The following is a 17,911-nucleotide window of genomic DNA, read 5'->3' as shown; positions in this document are numbered from 1 at the left end:
GCTTTGTTTTTAAGTAGATTCAAGTTACAACTAATCTAATAGGATCAAGAGGAATTTCTGGTGTTTGGAAAAACGCAACGTGGTGTATCTGAACGACCAAACAAGCCTAAAAAACCACTCATTCCGAAGTGGTTAGGAATGCTTGTCGCAATTCTCGCGATCCTATGTGCTGCCGTGATGCTCATGCTTTGGCAACCATGGCAACCTGTTCCTACAAAAAATCAGGTAACGTCTGAACACTATGAAGAAGAAAACACCAATAAAGACTACCGTTTTTATGACCTACTTCCTCAACAGCAAGTGACGCCAATTCCTGAACAAGCTGTGCCTGAGGCCAAACCTCAAGGCAACGTGGTGATTATTGAATCACCAAAGCCTGAAACCACAACAACAGAAGATCCAGCAAATAGTACATCAGGCGAACAAACGTCTGCTCCTGCACATGCTACCTATATTTTACAAGTACGTAGCTATCCTGACCCTGACAGTGCCGATGCACGTCGTGCAGAAATTATTTTGAATGGTTTATCTGCGGATGTGGTGAAAAGCGTCGAAAATGGTCAAACATGGTATCGCGTTTTCTCAGGACCCTATGATAGCCAAGAATCTGCGCTTGCAGCGCAGCAAACTTTACAACATAGCGGCATTGATTCCATCGTGATTAAACGCTAACAAGATTGCATAAAAAAGGGAACTTCATGTTCCCTTTTTTATGCTCAAAATTATGCACACTGAGAGTGCAAAGTCCGTTGCTCCGCCCGTTGAAACGCTGGACGTTGCTGGACACGTTGTACAAAAGTCTGAATATTTGGATATTTACCATGTAAACGGTTTTGAATGGCAATTAATGGAAATGCCATTTGAATATCGGCAAAAGAAAAATCCCCTGCAAAATAATCATGCTCGGACAAGTATTGCTCCAGATACAGGATATGCTCTTTAACCCGTGGACGAACAAAACTTGCCTTAACACCATCGGCAATTTTTTCTGCAATTGGACGAATCACCCAAGGGACATGTTTACTAACACTATTCATCACCAAAGTCATGACCAATAGAGGCATTAATGAACCTTCGGCATAGTGCATCCAATACGAATATTGACGTTGATCAGATGCTTGTTGAGGTTTAAATTTGTTTTGAAGATCATACTGTTGCTGTAAATAGTCTAGAATCACAGCAGATTCAACAATCACATCATCCCCATCGACCAAAATAGGTGCTTTACCGAGAGGATGGATTTGTTTGAGGCTTTCTGGGGCTGCGTAACTGGCTGACCTTTGATAATACTCAACTTGGCAATCCACACCAAGTTCTTCTAACGCCCACAAGATGCGGAACGAACGTGAGCATTGTAGGTAATGTAAGGTAATCATTTTTGTGCCTGCTTTTTAGCTGCGTAACTATGGTTTTAGTCCCTCTCACAGTTACGCTTAGAATTATGTTTTGCCCAAGCACAATAGCACTTTAGTCTTAAAGAATCATGGTGTGAATGTCTAAACTACGTAACAAAGTTTTAGTGACAGGCGTTTTGCTACACACATTAAGAAGTTTTTCTTGTAAATCTTGTGAAACAGGTTGTTGAAATATTACCCGACGCTCGATACGTTCCTGTTGCTCACGATTAGTATGAAAATCCACTTCAACAGAAAAATCACCTAAATCGATTTCCTTGTGTTTGGCATACATACGCAAGGTAATCATGGTACAGGATGCTAAACTTGCAGTGAGAAAATCATAAGGTGCAGGGCCAGTATCATGTCCACCAAATGCTTCAGGTTTATCAGTTAGAAATTGATGCGTACCACTACTCACCTCACCTTTCCACGGTTCGGGTAAAGTCTGGACTGTTGCGTTGGCGATAATACTCATTTTGACGCCCTCATTTGATCTGGTAATACAGGTGCTTCCAAACGCTTGCCTTGGTAATCTGGAATTTCCCCAAAACGTGCATCATGATTAATCCAGTCTTCGCGCGCCTGCTTTAAACCTTCCATGGTACGACCCACAAAATTCCACCATAACAGGATTGGAGATTCAAACGGTTCACCACCAATTAACAATAAACGATGACCTTGTGTTAATTCGACTTCAATTTCAGTTAAACCTGTTTCTAATACCACCATATTGTCAGCATTAAGTTCATGACCATTGACCCGAGCTGTCCCCTCTAGCGCCATGAAGGCATATTCAAATTTGGGGTTCAATGGAATACGGGTCTTGGTATTAGCTTGTGCAGTGAGATCTACACCGACCAAAGGCGTATGTACTTGAACTGGTGAAGTTGTTTCCAGAAAATCACCGACCAACACGGTAAACTCAACCTGATCCTTACTCACCACAGGCAATTCTGGATAGTGCTCAAATTTAGGGTCTATATTGAGCTTATCATCTGGTAAAGCAATCCAAAGCTGTGCAGCATGCATTTTCGTTTCACTATCTGGTGCAACTTCGGTATGTGAAATTCCTCGCCCTGCAGTCATCAAGTTCACTTGCTTAGGACGAATCAACTGCTTGGAACCCAAGCTATCGGTATGCATCATGGTACCTTCAATCATCCAGGTGAAGGTCTGCAAACCAATGTGTGGATGTGGTCCCACATCTAAGCCATCACCCGCAGGAAAACTGACAGGTCCAGCGTGATCCAGAAAACACCATGCTCCCACCAAACGCTTCTGACGGCTAGGTAAAGCACGCTTAATGATCGTTCCCCTACCAATTTCTGCCGAACGAATGGTGAATTCTTGAATAAATTGATTGATGTAATTTTCGCAGTCTTTTGAATCAGAAATATCGTAGTCGTTATTATTGCTCATGATATTGCTCTCTTTTACCTATGCTATTGCAATGAGTTGATGTATTGATCTTAACAATACAATCATTCTTCAATATAGTCTTTTAGTAATACACAGAGTGTTATCAATGAGACAATCTCAATTCCAGTGAAGTAAAAGCCCCGCCTGGAAAATATGAATCAATAAAAAGTTATTTAGGCTGCATATCAACAATTAAACCTGTTAAACGGCGAACAAATGGCAGTAAAACCAGCACCAACGGATACGCAATCAGCCAAGAGAACATCCATGCCGCCAACCATTTGTGTAAAAATTCTGGAATGAAACCAAGGCTCATCCACATATTCACAAACGACAAGGATCCGCTCATTAAAAAAGATAAAATCAGCGGCAAGATCCAAGCCGCATATTGGGCAGGCAATTTGGTAATAAGGCGTGGTGTTACTTTCAATTCCTGCATGTTAAGCGCATTTCCATAAAATCAGATCGATTGGGTTGTACAATTTCATCTCTACTTCTTCACTTGCTGTTTTAGATTTTTCATAAACTGACCGAACTGAGGGAGAAACTCTTTAAATAGAGGATGATCACGATTCTCCAGCATCACTTCACTAAATAGTTTTAAACCGACTGCAAATGACTTGGTGGTTTGATCATCAAAAAATGCTGCTGTTTTTAAACGTTCCACGATCTCAAAAATATCATCATGGTTGCCTGTATAAAACTCTAAACGCTCGGCATAGGTGGAGACTTGCCCCTTCGCATCTTTTAAATGTTGTACCGTGACATGATATTGATGTTGTTTCATCGCTATGCTCCAGAATGCTTAAGCACTCTCTTTAATTCCGACCTGCATCAGGTCAACTTGATATCAGTTAAATACAACTTTTAATGAACGCAGTAATTGTGCCTGTTTGATTTTCTGTTGTAGCTCTAACATCTTTGCCTCCAACTTATAACCGCCCAATCGCAATCGCCGCTTGATCAATTTTTTCAGCAATTTGATGGATCTGCTCTTGTTGCAAATCAGCGATATTGAGTTTTAGACGTAGTGCTGTTTTTAAATTCTCCATAGCACGATGAATATCAATCAACTGATCATTATTATGAATTTCATGTCTCAATCGCAGCTTTTGCAGGAGCGCTAGCAACATGTCTTGCTGCTCTTTTAAATAAGCTTCGCCATATTCAGTGACTTGATATTGCTTACGCTCAGCGTCTAGCAAAGTAATCAAATTCATTTCTTCTAGGCTGGTCAGCGTTGGGTAAATCGTACCCGCGCTTGGGCTATAACCATCCCCGACTAAATCACTAATTTCTTTAATGATTTCATAACCGTGTTTGGGACTTTGCTGGATTAGATGCAAAACCAATAATTTCATACGGCCTGATTCGAATAAGCGTCCACGGCGGCCTGAACGGTGATGCTCTCGATGCTGGATATCACGTTCGTTTTCATGATGATCTGATGCATGTTTCATCTTTATTTTTCTCATATTGCTCAATTTATGCGTATTAAGATATATCTTAATTGATCTTATAGCAAGTTAAGATATATCTTCAAATTTTAAGATTTTGATATTGAATGGATTATTTATTTTCAAGTAAAAGGTTTAGAAAAATTAAGTAATAAAAAAAGAGCAACTAGTGCTCTTAAAAGTTATCTTCATCAAACCGATCTTGATCTATTTTATAAATATAAAAACTTCGCTCAACTTGCACACCTAAACCAAACTCAATCATTAAAGAAGTCAGTTTTTCCCCATCAATTAAGACAATTCCAGATTTCTTTGCAGATTCGATTGCTTCCTTACTAAAGCTTGAAGTCGTAATAAATACTCCTTTCTTAGCAACTTGATCTGCTAATGCTCCTTTAAACTGTTGAATATCTGGCCGGCCAACTGTATTTTCCCAGCGCTTTGCTTGAATATAAATTTTGTCTAAACCCAAGCGATCTTCACTGATGATCCCATCAATACCACCATCACTTGTCTTCCCTATTGCTTGTGCAGCATCTTGATGTGAACCGCCATAACCCATAGCAACAAGCAAATCTACAACCAATCGTTCAAAGAATGAAGGATGCTTTGCTTTTACAAGATTCAGCAAATCATCTTTCAAGCTGGATAATAAAATTTCATTTATTCTTTGAAGTGACTCTTCTGGTGTTTCTAAATCAGATTTTTCTAACGTAGAAATGATTTGTTTATCGCTTTTAATATTTGGTGGCATTTTAAAATTACGAAAGCTTTCATATTGCATTAAAAAATCATTATCTATTTTATTTAATAATTCTAAATTTAACTTCTTAGCTTCCTCAGATAATTCACATAGCCCCCAATCTGGTTGATGAATTAATCCTGCCTTGACTAGATATGTTTTTGCCCACCCAACACGATCATAAAAAACTGTTCTTTTACCACTAGGAATCATCTTACTTAATTCTTCTGCCGTTAAACTTGACTGTTCAGCCAATAATTTTCCAGCTTGACTAATTTGAATCGGTTGATTTTGTTTTTTTAAGACCTTTAATAACGGTAACATCAATTCTTGATGGTTAGGTAAAGCCATACTTTTTCTCTTAAAATTTAATCTTTATAAATTATAAATCAAAAAAAGAGCACCTAAGCGCTCTTTTTTAAAGGTAATTTTCTATTCTGCCACGGCATCTTGCATTTCATTTTAAAGTTTCACTTTAAAACTCGTTCATAGCGTAATTCAGGCAAGAAGGTTTGCTTCTTGAAATCCCGTACTGCCGCAGGCATAGCCTTTGGCATAAATTTGGCTAAAAGCTATCGCTTTTAGAAAGCCCAAATTTACTCCCACTCAATCGTTGCTGGTGGTTTAGATGACACGTCATAGACGACGCGTGAAACATCTTTAATTTCGTTCATGATACGGGTTGAGATTTTATCCACCAGTTCATATGGTAAGTGTGCAAAACGAGCTGTCATAAAGTCAACGGTTTCAACAGCACGAAGTGCAATCACCCACGCATAACGACGACCATCACCTACAACACCTACTGATTTCACAGGTTGGAATACCGCAAATGCTTGAGCAGTTTTGTCGTACCAACCGCTGTCGCGAAGTTCTTGCATAAAGATGTCATCAGCAAGACGAAGAATATCTGCATATTCTTTTTTCACTTCACCCAAGATACGCACGCCCAAACCTGGACCTGGGAATGGATGACGGTAAATCATGCTATGCGGTAAGCCAATCGTGGTACCCAATTTACGTACTTCATCTTTGAACAAGTCACGTAAAGGTTCAACCAATTCAAATTCTAAATCATCAGGTAAACCACCCACATTGTGGTGTGATTTGATCACGTGCGCTTTACCATTTTTAGTAGCGGCAGATTCGATCACGTCTGGATAAATCGTACCTTGTGCCAAGAATTTCACGCCATCAAGTTTACGTGCTTCTTCTGCAAATACTTCGATAAATTCACGACCAATGATTTTACGCTTTTTCTCAGGATCAACTTCGCCAGCCAATGCAGACAAGAAACGCTGTTCAGCATCGGCACGGATCACACGAATCCCCATGTTTTCTGCAAACATTTGCATCACTTGATCACCTTCGTTTAAACGAAGCAAACCATTGTCTACAAATACGCAAGTCAACTGGTCGCCAATGGCTTTATGCAACAATGCAGCCACAACTGAAGAGTCAACACCACCAGACAAACCTAATAGAACTTTTTCATCACCGATTTGCTCACGTAACTGCTCTACACGTAAATCGATAATGTGTTCAGGTGTCCAAAGACCACGACAACCACAAATCTGATGTACAAAGTTAGACAGTAATTCAGCACCTTTTGCAGTGTGAGTCACTTCTGGATGGAACTGAACACCATAGAAACGACGTGCTTCATCGCTCACAGCAGCGAATGGGCAGCTTGGTGTGCTCGCAGTCACTTGGAAACCTTCTGGAATGGCACTGACTTTATCGCCATGGCTCATCCAAACATGCAGTTGGTTTTCGCGATCTTGTAAATTGCCGATCAATTTATCACGGACCAGAATATCAACTTCTGCATAACCAAACTCATGTACTGTACCTGGCTCTACTTTACCGCCAAGTTGCTCAGACATGGTTTGCAAACCATAACAGATACCCAACACTGGTACGCCCAATTCAAATACAACTTGTGGCGCGCGTGGGCTTCCTTCTTCATGTACGCTCTCAGGGCCACCTGATAAAATAATCCCGTTCGGATTAAACGCACGAATGTCTGCTTCAGACATATCGAATGCATACATTTCAGAATAGACACCCGCTTCACGCACACGACGTGCAATGAGCTGGCTATATTGAGAGCCGAAATCCAAAATAAGGATACGATCTTCAGTAATTTGAGTATTGGTCGTCATGGTTCATCTTAAAGGCAAATGAATTAAGCGCCACATTCTAACATTTTTCATGCTTTGACGCACCGCAATTCATCATCTATCTGATTTTTTAGTTGGACTGGTGAATAAGCGCTGATATTTAAAATAAAATTTCACAATCAAGCTGTGAATAAGGAGAGTTAAATCAACAATAGTTGCCTATTCTGCTCAACACAAAACAAAAATTGGTGCTAAGATAATGAGTCGAAATGAGCATTACCATGGAAAGGTATTCAATCGACAGCATCGCTCCCTTTTTATGCGATTGCGATGTCCTTGATCAAAGGAAAAATAAAAAGGTAACTAAAAAACCTAAAGATATTGGTACATCACCAATACCTTAAAATATTTAACTATCATCTAGCGCTTGCCCGACCACGAGCAACAATTAGGACTTGAAGGACCAATAAAAGAATGTTTCAAGAAATGATTGCGGATTTTCAACAGAATTTCTGGTTATACATCTCAATCCCATTTATCAGTGGCTTTATTGGTTATGTAACCAAAGTCATTGCGATTCAAATGATGTTTTCACCACTTGAATTTAAAGGATTGCGATTATTTGGTCTTCCACTCGGATGGCAAGGGATTGTTCCTCGCAAAGCAGAGAAAATGGCCACCACTGCGGTGGAATTGATGACCTCCAAGCTCATCAAACCTGAAGAAATTTTTGCCCGACTCGACCCCAAACGTATTGCCCAAGAAATTGAAAAACCTTTAATGGCGGCAGCTGAAGACATTACCCGAGAAGTTGCACAGCAATATCAGCCGGGCTTATGGGAAGGCATGCCCGAGTTTGCAAGACAAAAACTGATTAAGCGTGTTCAAGCCAAAGCGCCTGAAATCGTTGAGCACATCATGAGTGAAGTACAAAAGGATGTGACCAAGTACTTCGACATCAAACATATGGTGGTCAACAATCTACTGAAGGACAAACGTCTCCTCAACGAAATTTTTAAGAAAGTTGGCAAACAGGAATTTAAATTCTTTAGTAATGTCGGCTTTGTTTTTGGCTTTGCAATCGGTGTCGTACAAATGCTGTGCTGGATTGTCACCCAAGGTAAATACCCATGGATGCTACCGATGTTTGGTGGCTTTGTCGGCTTCTTTAGCGACTGGATGGCTTTACAGATGATGTTCCGACCGTTATACCCAAAGAAGATCATGGGTTATACCTGGCAAGGTTTATTCATTAAACGCCAAAATGAAGTCGCGGCTGATTATGCAGCGCTCATCTCCAAGCAACTACTCACCTCACGTAACATGATGGAAGAGCTTTTCTCGGGCACACATTCCGATAAAGTCATTGAGCTGGTCAGCCGTCAAGTGAAACAAGAAATTGATTTGCAAGCGGGTATTGTCCGTCCGTTGGTGGTCTATGCGATTGGTGGTGAAAAATATCAAAACCTGAAGGCAGAAGTGGCAGAACGCATTTTAAAACAACTTCCAGATACCATGCGTTATGTTGAATCTTATGCTGAAGATGCGATGAATGTACGTAATACATTGGTTGAACGCATGCAGAAACTGAGCCCTGAAGAGTTTGAAGGCATGCTACGCCCTGCCTTTAAAGAAGATGAGTGGTCATTGATTATTGTCGGTGCTGTGCTCGGTTTTCTGGTTGGAGAAATGCAAATTCATTTCATGCTCTAATCATTTCAACAATAAAAAAGGAAGCCTCGGCTTCCTTTTTTTAATGGCATTATTTATGTAAATGCTTTTCAATTTTAATCACTTCAATATCCGTCGGTTTATAACGATGCGTATCGACTTCACCGACTAAACGTACGTGATCGCCCACTTTAATTCCTGCTTGGCGCCAAATATCATCATCAATTTCAACACCAATGGTGCCACTCTGGTCTTTAAACTCATAATGATCACTTTGTAAATGTTTCGTGATTTGACCTGTCAACGTTACGCCTGTTTCATCTTTCAGTTTGGCAACCTGACTCACCGTCACCACATTCTTAGCAGCCTCTTGCACAATCACATGGTCATCTTTACCTGCCCATGTCACCGTAGACAATCCCGTTAAAACTACCATCCCAAAAGTTGCAATCGTTCTTTTCATTTCATGTCCTATTTTGTTCTAACACCTGATCATCTAAACAGAACTAGCCAATAATGTCGGCTTAAGTTTGTAATCAAGCATAATTTATGTAATAGATACATGCGCTTAACCCCGCCGATTAAAGCGGGGCTCTTCGTTGCAATGATTATTTTTCAATCAAATGATCAAGACTAAAACGGCCTGCACCATAGAGCATCAACGCGAAGAAACCACCAGCCATTGCAAAGTTCTTCATAAAGTTAATGGCATCTGCTGCACCAGCATGGAAGATAAAGGCGGTAATAATACTAAAAAGCCCTAAACCCAAAGAAGCAAAACGTGTTTGGAAACCAAACAATAGCGCCAATCCACCACCAAATTCCATCAGAATCACCAATGGCAATAGAGCTCCAGGAACACCCATTGATTCCATATAGCCTGCGGTGCCCGCATAACCTACGATCTTGCCCCAACCAGCAACAAGAAAGATATAAGCCATTAATAAACGCGCAACTAAAATTACAACATTTGCGATGCCAGATTGGGTTACGATATTTTTTACAACAACATTCGGATTAAACATGGTTGATTCCACACTGTTTGTTTTTTAACTTGTTAACAAGTTTATGTATATTTAATTTTGCAATAAACACTAGTTTAGTTAACACATCGTTCCTTATTTGCAACAATAACTCTCTCTTCCATCCTAAACTATTGTTTCCAATTTACCGTCTCTGAAAGTTACCAATTAATTTGCTTTTTATACTGACAATCTACAGATGCACTGCTAGGATTTAGCTCACATTTATAGTGTTAACATCTTCATGGAACTCATTGATTTTATTCTGCACGTTGACGAACACCTTTTAGAATTTATTACCAATTATGGCGTATGGATCTATGCCATTTTATTCTTAATCATTTTTGTTGAAACTGGTTTAGTGGTGATGCCATTTTTACCAGGCGATAGCTTGTTATTTGCTGCAGGTGCATTAGCTGCTTCAACAGGTGCAATGGATCCATGGGTACTGGGTGTATTGCTGTTTACCGCTGCGGTACTCGGTGACACTTTGAACTACCATATTGGTCGTTATATTGGTCCACGTGTTTTTGAAACCAATTCTCGTTTTATCAATAAACAGCATTTGATTAAAACCCAGCAGTTCTTTGAACGTCACGGCGGTAAGACCATCATTTTTGCCCGCTTCGTTCCTTTTGCCCGTACATTTGCCCCATTCGTTGCAGGTGCAGGGAGCATGAACTATAAATTCTTCCTCACCTATAACGTAGTTGGCGCATTTTGCTGGATTGCATCGTTCATTACGCTTGGTTATTTATTCGGAAATATGCCAATCGTGAAAGATAACTTCACTCATTTAATTTTCGGTATCATTATTATCAGTGTCTTACCGGGTGTGATTGGCTTTATTCGCCAAAAAATGAGTCATCGTAAAGCACAATAGTTTCTGTTTTTAAAACAACCGAAAGATCATTGGCAACATACAAATCAGCAATAACATTGCCGATCCTTTATATAAATGGTCGGCTTTGATTCCAACCAAACTTCCCGCCAATAACGCACGTCCAAACAGCATCCAAAAGATACTCACAGGGATCAGGATTAAGCTAAACACCGCAAAAACCTATGCAGCCTGCTCAATCGAATTCCATGTTTCACTCGGGAAAATTCCTGAAGCCAATAATACGGTTTTAGGGTTTTTTAAGGTCGAGATAAATAGTTGTCTTTTACGAATATGCTGATGATGTTGATCGAGTTTTTGTAGATGTGAGCCTTTCCAAAGATGAAAAGCCATCCAAAGTACATAGAGCAAGCTCAACGTATGTAGAATCGCGCCAATTGCAGGCCAAATCGGGGCAAACAAATGAATGAATAATGCCCATAAACTCACACCATAGAGGTATCCCAACCATTCAATCGGGATAAATGTCATGGTTTTAGCGACACCGTGTTGATGTGTTGCACTGGCAAGCAAAGCATTGGTCGGACCAGGGATCAGTAATACTGCCAACATTGCCAAAACAAAAAACCAACTCTCAATCATACACATACCGAACGACTATACATGGGCGCCACCTTAAACGAATTTAGGGCAAAAACACAAATTTTAGCAGTGTGGGTGAGCGAGATAAATCAATAAGTTGCGGAGTACTTTATTTCAAACCTATGATTTTTATAATTATATTTTGAAACATTTTGCTATAATTTAGTTGCTGACCGTCATCGCGAACCATGACGGTCAGGTTATAAGATTTATGATTTTGGACGTTGCTTCACAATGATTGGGCAACCTTTGAATTTTGCTGCTTGTACAATAGCGTCTTGTTGTCCGAGTACATTTGCAAGCTCAGTATTTTTGGTATTCATCGACTGGCCCATATTGACCGAGATCGATGGACCAAAGCCCCAACCGCCTCTACCCCAGCCGCCACCAAGTCCAAGACCAACCCCGACACCAGTACGTTTTGGCGTTTGTACACCATTTTCGACGTATTGCTGAATACGGTTGTACTCTGCTTGCAACTGCTGGCAGCCGAGTGCTTGATATTGTGTAGGCGACACATAGGTAGGCTTAACCGTTGATGCACATGCACCCAATAACATGCTCGCTGCCAAAACAGGCATCCAATATAAGCGTTTCATAAGATTCTCTTATTTCTTTGATTCAATCTCATTGAACAGGGTCACATAAGCGACGGTCAATTTATGGTCAGATGCCAAATGAATCAAGGGTAAATTCTTTTGATGTGATTCTTTCATCAAGATCGATGGCGGCAACATGCTATCGAGCACAGGCAGGCCTTCATCTTTTAACTGTTGAACCACTTCACGAGGTAATTTTGCTTGAGATTGGAACTGATTGACCACAATTCCCTCAATCTCCAAGCGATCATTATGATCATCTTGGGTTTCGAGCACATTTTCAATCAAAGTTTGTAACGCACGTTTGGAAAAAACATCACAATCGAATGGAATCAGTACTCGATCTGCTGAAATTAATGCAGATAAAGTAAAGAAGTTAAACGCTGGTGGCGTATCAATAAAAATACGGTCATAGCGTGCGCTGAGAGATTGAATCGAATCACGCAATTTATAAATTTTGTGTTTACTTTCTAGTGCATGCTCTAATGCACCAAGGCTTGGGCTTGCAGGAATCACATCAAGATTGTCAAAGGAAGAACGGTGTACATAACTGTCCAATCCTTTGCCACGCGGTGCTTTCAGTATTGAACCAATCGCATTTCCGATCAAACCCTTTTGCTGCGTACTACCTAAAATATCATCAAAGAAATTTTCAATGTTTGGCTCTAATGCTGCCTTGTCGGCAGAATAAGTCGCATCTTCACCCAAAAGGTATTGGCTTGAATTCGCTTGTGGATCAAGATCAATCACCAAGGTTCTGAATCCCTGTTTCGCACTAATCGCAGCGAGATTGACAGTAATACTTGATTTCCCCACACCACCTTTTTGGTTAAACACCACACGCGTTAACATGATTTCCCTCTATAATATTTTTGTAAACTGCACGCAGTTTAACCTAGTGCCAAAACAATTACTCAAACAATGTGTCAAACAATCAGGCAAAAACTGGCTTAATCATCACTAAGCCGAGAATCCCGACCATAGCCACTGTGCCGATGAATAATCCTGCACGGCGTTGTTCCAATAAAATGCTGCTGTCCTTTTTATAGGTTTTGATCAAAGAAGACCACAATACAAAGAACAGAATCACTTTGGCATAAAACCAAGGCTGCACATCAAAGTTGTTCATGCTGAGTAAAACAGCACCCGTCACAATGATTAAGGTCAAAGATAGATGCTGTAAACCAACCAAGCCTTTACGTGCTTTTGGATTCGGTTGCTGATCGTGTACACCCACGAATAATGTTGAACCACGTAATACAAAAGCAATGATCAGTAAGCTCACTGCGGACATATGCACAATCTTAGTGAGTAAATGTAAGTCCATCATTCATCCTCAGCTTTTTGGCGCATGCGCACATTCAGGACTTGCAGGAGCTTCTCCCTGCCATTCACTCGGTACATAGGCATGAATCGCAAGTGCATGAATGCGACCAGGGCTCATCAGCTCCGCTGCAACGGCATAAATTTTTTGATGACGTTGTACTAAACGTAGTCCTTGAAATTCATCACTTACCACGATGACTTTAAAATGTGATTCTTTACCAGGGAAATATCCACCATGCCCTGCCGACTCATTAATCACTTCAAGATGGGTAGGTGCTAGCGTGTTTAAACGTTCAATCAACTGTTGTTCTAAGTTCATCAGTCACTCTGTAAGGTCAGATTGAGATAGCTCATTAGTATACATGAGCGGAATCTGAGAGAAACTTTTGTACAAAAATTTGCTTTTCCCTGCTTTTTTATCCTGAAAGTGCTTTAATTTTATGCAAATAATCAATTTCTTTGCATAAAATTATTGACCCTATTTTTGCATAATGTATTATACACGGCATGCGGGAATAGCTCAGTTGGTAGAGCATAACCTTGCCAAGGTTGGGGTCGGGAGTTCGAGTCTCCTTTCCCGCTCAAATTTTTTAGTGTAAGTTTTAGTAAAAACTGCTCAATTAGCGGGAATAGCTCAGTTGGTAGAGCATAACCTTGCCAAGGTTGGGGTCGGGAGTTCGAGTCTCCTTTCCCGCTCCAGATTCAAAAAAGCCCTAGTCGAAAGATTAGGGCTTTTTTTTGCTGCTTCAATATTTGCAGTATAGCGAAGCTTTTTAAACAAAGGCCAATACACCTTAAAAATTATAACTTACACTAAAAACAGGCATATTCTTCTGCGCTTCTCCAGAGCGATTTTCACCACCAAACATATACTTCATTGATACTAAAGCGTTCTGATCTTTTAAAATTGGACGAGATAACTCAACAGCGCTAAATCTCCACGCAAAGTCTTCAGTCGTATTCAGAAATAAACCACCTTCATATTTCCCATTATCATTAAAATATGAAAATGCACTAGAAAGACCGAGACTAAAATTATTGGGCAAAGGATGGAGATAGCTCAAGGTTAAGTAGGTATCCAATTGATTTGCATAAACAACATCATTTAAATAGGTTTGCAGTGTAAAATTTATGCTATTTCCTATGCTGTCATTCAACAACCGATTCAAAAAAATACCCATCTCGACACTGGTTGTATTTTCCCCACCAGGATATAGATAGGTCGCCAAATTAAAATCTAAATCCCATTTATCTAAGCTAGTTTTATAACCTAAAATAAGATCATGCTCATAGTAATCTGATGATGGCTTTGTTAATGCATCTATACCTGCAGTTTTCTCACGATCAGTTAATTGAGGATCGTTTAAAATTTTATTTTTATGCTGCAACTCAGAAAAAGAATACCCCAACTTAGAACCAAAATAACTCACATAGATATTGTCATAACTCAGTGTTAAAACACCCTGTAAAGTCACATCTGATTTTTCAGGGTAATTCGTTGCACCACGCAGAACATAATCAGAAACGAATGTTAATGAACCAGAGATATTCATTTTTTTATTACTATCTTCTGCATAAACAGAACCAGAAAACAGCAGCATTGCTATCAAGCCTTGATGAAATCTCAGCATGTAAAATTCCTTTTTTAAAAATTTAGAATGTGACTTCCTCTGCCTCTATTAAAAAAAGCAAGTCATTCAATTGCGGTTAACGTTAACTATTCAGGGATATAGAAAATTCGAAACAATAATAGTGATCAAGATAAGAACTTAATTTGAAAAGAAAAAGTAAGATTCAAATACTTCTGCTTTGAATCTTACTTTTTCAAAATCTAAGCAGCTAAATAACCTTCACCTTTTAGATCAGCGATTGTGTTTAAAATTGCTTTCCGCAATGTTCTGATGATGAAATCCACATGTTCTTTATTTAAGATCAAAGGTGGCGACATAATATTCATATGACCCACAGGGCGAATAATAAGACCATCTTTTTGGCAATAATCTGCAATGCGAGATCCGACATTGACTGAGCTCGGAAAAAGCTCTTTAGTTCGCTTATTGGCCAAGTTTTCAATACACATCATAAATTTCTTACCACGTACCTCACCCACAATGTCCAAGTCCACCAAGGTTTTTAATTGATCTTCAAAATATTGACCAACGTCATTCACATGTTGAAGTAAATTTTCGCGTTCGATAATTTCAATATTTTTTAAGGCTGCGGCACAAGAAACGGGATGACCAGAGTAGGTAAAACCATGCGTAAATAGCGCGCCATCTGCCTGAGGCTTACTAATGACGTCATAAATATCATCAGAAATAACGGTTGCACCCAAAGGTAAATAGCCAGAAGATAAGCCTTTGGCACAGGTAATAATATCTGGGACAATCCCAAATTCAGACTCTGACGCGAAAAAGTGTCCTAAGCGACCAAAGGCGGTAACGACTTCATCTGATACATACAGCACACCATACTTACGGCAAACCTCTAAAGTTTTCTTATGGTAGCCAGCAGGCGGTACAATTACCCCACCTGCGCCCATAATTGGTTCCGCAAAAAAAGCAGCAACATTGTCTGGGCCTAATTCCAAGATTTTATTTTCTAATTCCTGAACCTTTTCATCACAGAACTCCTCTAAGCTTTGACCTTCAGCCCTGCGATATGGATTAGGGCAGGAAATGTGATGCACCAATTCACGCTCGATATCAAATCCGATATGGTCAAACTCAACCCCAGTTAATGACATACTGATATATGTACTCCCGTGATAACCATCTTTTCGGGAAATTAATTTTTTCTTCGTTGGTTTACCAAGTTGATTAAAATAAAAGTGAATGAGTCGAACGGCAGTATCATTGGCAACTGAACCACCGCAGCCAAATAGAACATGATTAAGATTCCCAGGTGCCAATTCAGCTATTTTTGCCGATAATTTTGCAGCAGGAATAGAGGTATGATGCCCAAATGCCGAATAATATGGGATTTGCATAATCTGTTCTGAAATAGCATCTGCTATTTCTTGACGCCCATAACCCACATTCACACACCATAAACCACCGATACCATCGAGATATTTATTACCTTCAGCATCAAAAACATAACACCCTTCACTTTGCGCAAGGATCATGGCTCCTTCATCTTTAAATGTTGCAAAGTCAGTCCATGGATGAATATGGTGATATTTATCTTTTTGCCAAATTTCCGTGATTTGTGTTGTTGATAACTGATTCATGTTATTACTCCTTGTTAAAATTCTAATTTCATTTCATCAAGCTTTCGATTGATTCAGGTTGAAAGAGCTGCTTCTTCATTACCAATTTGATCCAAAGAATGCTTATGATTGTGGTTAAGCCAATAACGATGCCAACCCAAGTAAATATTTTGATTCGCAAATCTGGCGTAGGAACGGCATAGAAAATTGTAAGAACCATCCCGATAATTCCAATCATTTGGAGGAATGGGTAAAAAGGTGCTTTATAAGGTCGTATCATATGCGGGTAGCGTTTTCGCAAAACGATCACATTCGTATGTGCAATCACATATGCGATCAACCAAGAGATACACGCTGCGGTAAGAAGGACTTTAATAACTTCTGTTTCGCTGTGTGAGAACAGCATGGGTATCATAATAATGAAGGCAATAAACAGGACACCTACCCAAGGCACATTATTTTTCTTATTGATGCGAGCAAAAACAGATAAAACCTGCTTATTCACTGCCATGCCCTGCAACATACGTGGTAAGGCAGCCAGCGTCGTATTTAAAGTACTTAAGGTTGCAAAAACAGCACCTACAGCAATAAATAATAAGCCTGTCTGCCCAAATACAGCCGTTGCATATTCAATATGGGGAGTCAAAGAATTAACCAATTGCTCTTTTGGTAAGAAATAAAGCGCACCCAGCCCATATAATGAAATCGTTATAAAAATGGTGGTTAACCCGATATACATCGATTTTGGGATATTTTTACTCGCATCTTTGGATTCTTCGATCATCGGAACGACAAATTCTGCGCCCACAAATCCCCAAAAAGCCAAAGCAACCAGCGCCACCGTATTGGTATCAAAAGTAAATTTATAATCAACGACTTGCGTATGTGGATAAAACCAACCGCTAATGGCACAGAGACCAAGTAAAAGCAGCAAAAGGACCATGATGAAAGCCAAGGTATTCTGTACTTTTGAGAAAATATCAATTTTGAGTAGATTTAGACCGACTGACATAAATAGGATAAGAAAACCAATTCCAAAATATGGAACATCAATCTTAAATATTTTTTGTACAACACCATCTATTAAAATAAGCTCAGCAGAAACAGCGAACATCGCGACCACGATATAACCGCAGAAGACTGAAAGCATTGCTGGTAAATGTCCCGTTGCAACCAGACTATAATCACTTATACTGCCATTTTTAGGGATTAATAGTGCTAGCTCCGCAAAAGATGCCGCATAAGTAAGCGCTAAAAGAAATCCAATGATGAGCGGGATAAAGAAGCTTATTCCACTCAATCCAAATCCTTGCAAAATAACAACCATCACACCTTGTGATAGCACTAAGCCAACAGCAATTGCGATTAAATTAAATAAACTTAATTGTTTTTTACTCACCACTTTGACTTGATGAATTGAGCTGCTTCCTTGCTTATTATTTCTTACCGTCATGTGCTCCT

20 protein-coding genes, 2 tRNA genes and 1 pseudogene are annotated in these 17,911 nt (G+C 39.7%); 5 read left to right on the top strand and 18 right to left on the bottom strand.

Annotated features, from left to right (window positions below; all coding sequences use genetic code 11):
- Positions 1–60: 60 nt before the first annotated feature.
- The gene (locus F909_RS01740) at positions 61–672 is read left to right on the top strand and encodes an SPOR domain-containing protein (protein WP_005154440.1); all 612 of its coding nucleotides are present in this window, start codon (positions 61–63) and stop codon (positions 670–672) included.
- A 50-nt stretch (positions 673–722) separates the two neighbouring features.
- On the opposite strand, the gene F909_RS01745 is transcribed toward F909_RS01740, so the two are convergent.
- From F909_RS01745 to guaA, 8 genes are all read right to left on the bottom strand, one after another.
- Complete coding sequence (locus F909_RS01745) at positions 723–1,376, bottom strand: glutathione S-transferase family protein (protein ID WP_005154439.1); 654 nt, start codon at positions 1,374–1,376, stop codon at positions 723–725.
- 97 nt (positions 1,377–1,473) lie between these two features.
- A complete protein-coding gene (locus tag F909_RS01750; RefSeq protein WP_005154438.1) occupies positions 1,474–1,872 on the bottom strand; it encodes an OsmC family protein in 399 nt (132 codons plus the stop codon).
- Positions 1,869–2,816, bottom strand: a complete 948-nt coding sequence (locus F909_RS01755; protein ID WP_005154435.1) for a pirin family protein — start codon at positions 2,814–2,816, stop codon at positions 1,869–1,871. Before F909_RS01755 ends, F909_RS01750 begins: the two co-directional genes overlap by 4 nt.
- Positions 2,817–2,985: 169 nt before the next feature.
- On the bottom strand, positions 2,986–3,255 hold the full coding sequence (locus F909_RS01760; protein ID WP_005154426.1) for a DUF2798 domain-containing protein: 270 nt from the start codon (positions 3,253–3,255) through the stop codon (positions 2,986–2,988).
- Positions 3,256–3,306: 51 nt separating this feature from the next.
- Positions 3,307–3,603 (bottom strand): DUF3861 domain-containing protein, encoded by a 297-nt coding sequence (locus F909_RS01765; RefSeq protein ID WP_005154423.1) that lies wholly within the window; start codon positions 3,601–3,603, stop codon positions 3,307–3,309.
- Positions 3,604–3,748: 145 nt separating this feature from the next.
- Complete coding sequence (locus F909_RS01770; protein ID WP_005154421.1) at positions 3,749–4,276, bottom strand: PadR family transcriptional regulator; 528 nt, start codon at positions 4,274–4,276, stop codon at positions 3,749–3,751.
- Between the two features lie 172 nt (positions 4,277–4,448).
- Positions 4,449–5,366 carry a restriction endonuclease gene (locus F909_RS01775; RefSeq protein WP_005154417.1) on the bottom strand — a complete coding sequence of 306 codons (918 nt, stop codon included), beginning with the start codon at positions 5,364–5,366 and terminating at the stop codon, positions 4,449–4,451.
- A gap of 245 nt (positions 5,367–5,611) precedes the next feature.
- Positions 5,612–7,180, bottom strand: coding sequence for a glutamine-hydrolyzing GMP synthase (guaA, locus tag F909_RS01780; RefSeq protein WP_005154414.1), 1,569 nt, complete (start codon positions 7,178–7,180; stop codon positions 5,612–5,614).
- 444 nt (positions 7,181–7,624) lie between these two features.
- Between guaA and F909_RS01785 the strand changes: the two genes are divergently transcribed.
- Entirely contained in the window at positions 7,625–8,851 is a 1,227-nt protein-coding gene (locus F909_RS01785; protein ID WP_171067187.1) for a DUF445 family protein, read from the top strand.
- 49 nt (positions 8,852–8,900) lie between these two features.
- Here F909_RS01785 and F909_RS01790 read toward each other — a convergent pair whose 3' ends face one another.
- Together F909_RS01790 and F909_RS01795 are read right to left on the bottom strand one after the other, a co-directional pair.
- Entirely contained in the window at positions 8,901–9,272 is a 372-nt protein-coding gene (locus F909_RS01790) for a NirD/YgiW/YdeI family stress tolerance protein (RefSeq protein WP_005154410.1), read from the bottom strand.
- 145 nt (positions 9,273–9,417) lie between these two features.
- Positions 9,418–9,834 carry a DoxX family protein gene (locus tag F909_RS01795; RefSeq protein WP_005154409.1) on the bottom strand — a complete coding sequence of 139 codons (417 nt, stop codon included), beginning with the start codon at positions 9,832–9,834 and terminating at the stop codon, positions 9,418–9,420.
- Between the two features lie 241 nt (positions 9,835–10,075).
- Between F909_RS01795 and F909_RS01800 the strand changes: the two genes are divergently transcribed.
- Positions 10,076–10,714 carry a DedA family protein gene (locus F909_RS01800; RefSeq protein ID WP_005154407.1) on the top strand — a complete coding sequence of 213 codons (639 nt, stop codon included), beginning with the start codon at positions 10,076–10,078 and terminating at the stop codon, positions 10,712–10,714.
- 9 nt (positions 10,715–10,723) lie between these two features.
- On the opposite strand, the pseudogene F909_RS0120450 reads toward F909_RS01800, so the two are convergent.
- The 5 genes and pseudogenes from F909_RS0120450 to F909_RS01820 all read right to left on the bottom strand — a co-directional run bounded on the left by F909_RS0120450 (position 10,724) and on the right by F909_RS01820 (position 13,558).
- Positions 10,724–11,314, bottom strand: a pseudogene (locus tag F909_RS0120450) (LysE family translocator).
- 209 nt (positions 11,315–11,523) lie between these two features.
- Positions 11,524–11,913 (bottom strand): hypothetical protein, encoded by a 390-nt coding sequence (locus F909_RS01805; RefSeq protein ID WP_005154404.1) that lies wholly within the window; start codon positions 11,911–11,913, stop codon positions 11,524–11,526.
- A 9-nt stretch (positions 11,914–11,922) separates the two neighbouring features.
- On the bottom strand, positions 11,923–12,765 hold the full coding sequence (locus F909_RS01810; protein WP_004801912.1) for a ParA family protein: 843 nt from the start codon (positions 12,763–12,765) through the stop codon (positions 11,923–11,925).
- Between the two features lie 82 nt (positions 12,766–12,847).
- Positions 12,848–13,240 (bottom strand): SirB2 family protein, encoded by a 393-nt coding sequence (locus F909_RS01815; RefSeq protein WP_005154403.1) that lies wholly within the window; start codon positions 13,238–13,240, stop codon positions 12,848–12,850.
- A 9-nt stretch (positions 13,241–13,249) separates the two neighbouring features.
- A complete protein-coding gene (locus F909_RS01820; RefSeq protein ID WP_005154402.1) occupies positions 13,250–13,558 on the bottom strand; it encodes a BolA family protein in 309 nt (102 codons plus the stop codon).
- Between the two features lie 190 nt (positions 13,559–13,748).
- Between F909_RS01820 and F909_RS01825 the strand changes: the two genes are divergently transcribed.
- Positions 13,749–13,821, top strand: a tRNA-Gly gene (locus tag F909_RS01825).
- 41 nt (positions 13,822–13,862) lie between these two features.
- A tRNA-Gly gene (locus F909_RS01830) sits at positions 13,863–13,938 on the top strand.
- A 95-nt stretch (positions 13,939–14,033) separates the two neighbouring features.
- Here the strand turns inward: F909_RS01830 and F909_RS01835 are convergent.
- The 3 genes from F909_RS01835 to F909_RS01845 form a co-directional block, all read right to left on the bottom strand.
- On the bottom strand, positions 14,034–14,870 hold the full coding sequence (locus F909_RS01835) for a TorF family putative porin (RefSeq protein WP_005154401.1): 837 nt from the start codon (positions 14,868–14,870) through the stop codon (positions 14,034–14,036).
- 200 nt (positions 14,871–15,070) lie between these two features.
- On the bottom strand, positions 15,071–16,471 hold the full coding sequence (locus F909_RS01840; protein WP_005154400.1) for an aminotransferase: 1,401 nt from the start codon (positions 16,469–16,471) through the stop codon (positions 15,071–15,073).
- A 28-nt stretch (positions 16,472–16,499) separates the two neighbouring features.
- Entirely contained in the window at positions 16,500–17,903 is a 1,404-nt protein-coding gene (locus tag F909_RS01845; RefSeq protein WP_005154399.1) for an APC family permease, read from the bottom strand.
- Positions 17,904–17,911: the final 8 nt, after the last annotated feature.

Source organism: Acinetobacter sp. ANC 3929 (assembly GCF_000369405.1).
Classification (GTDB): domain Bacteria; phylum Pseudomonadota; class Gammaproteobacteria; order Pseudomonadales; family Moraxellaceae; genus Acinetobacter.
This window is presented reverse-complemented; position numbering and strand designations above follow the sequence as displayed.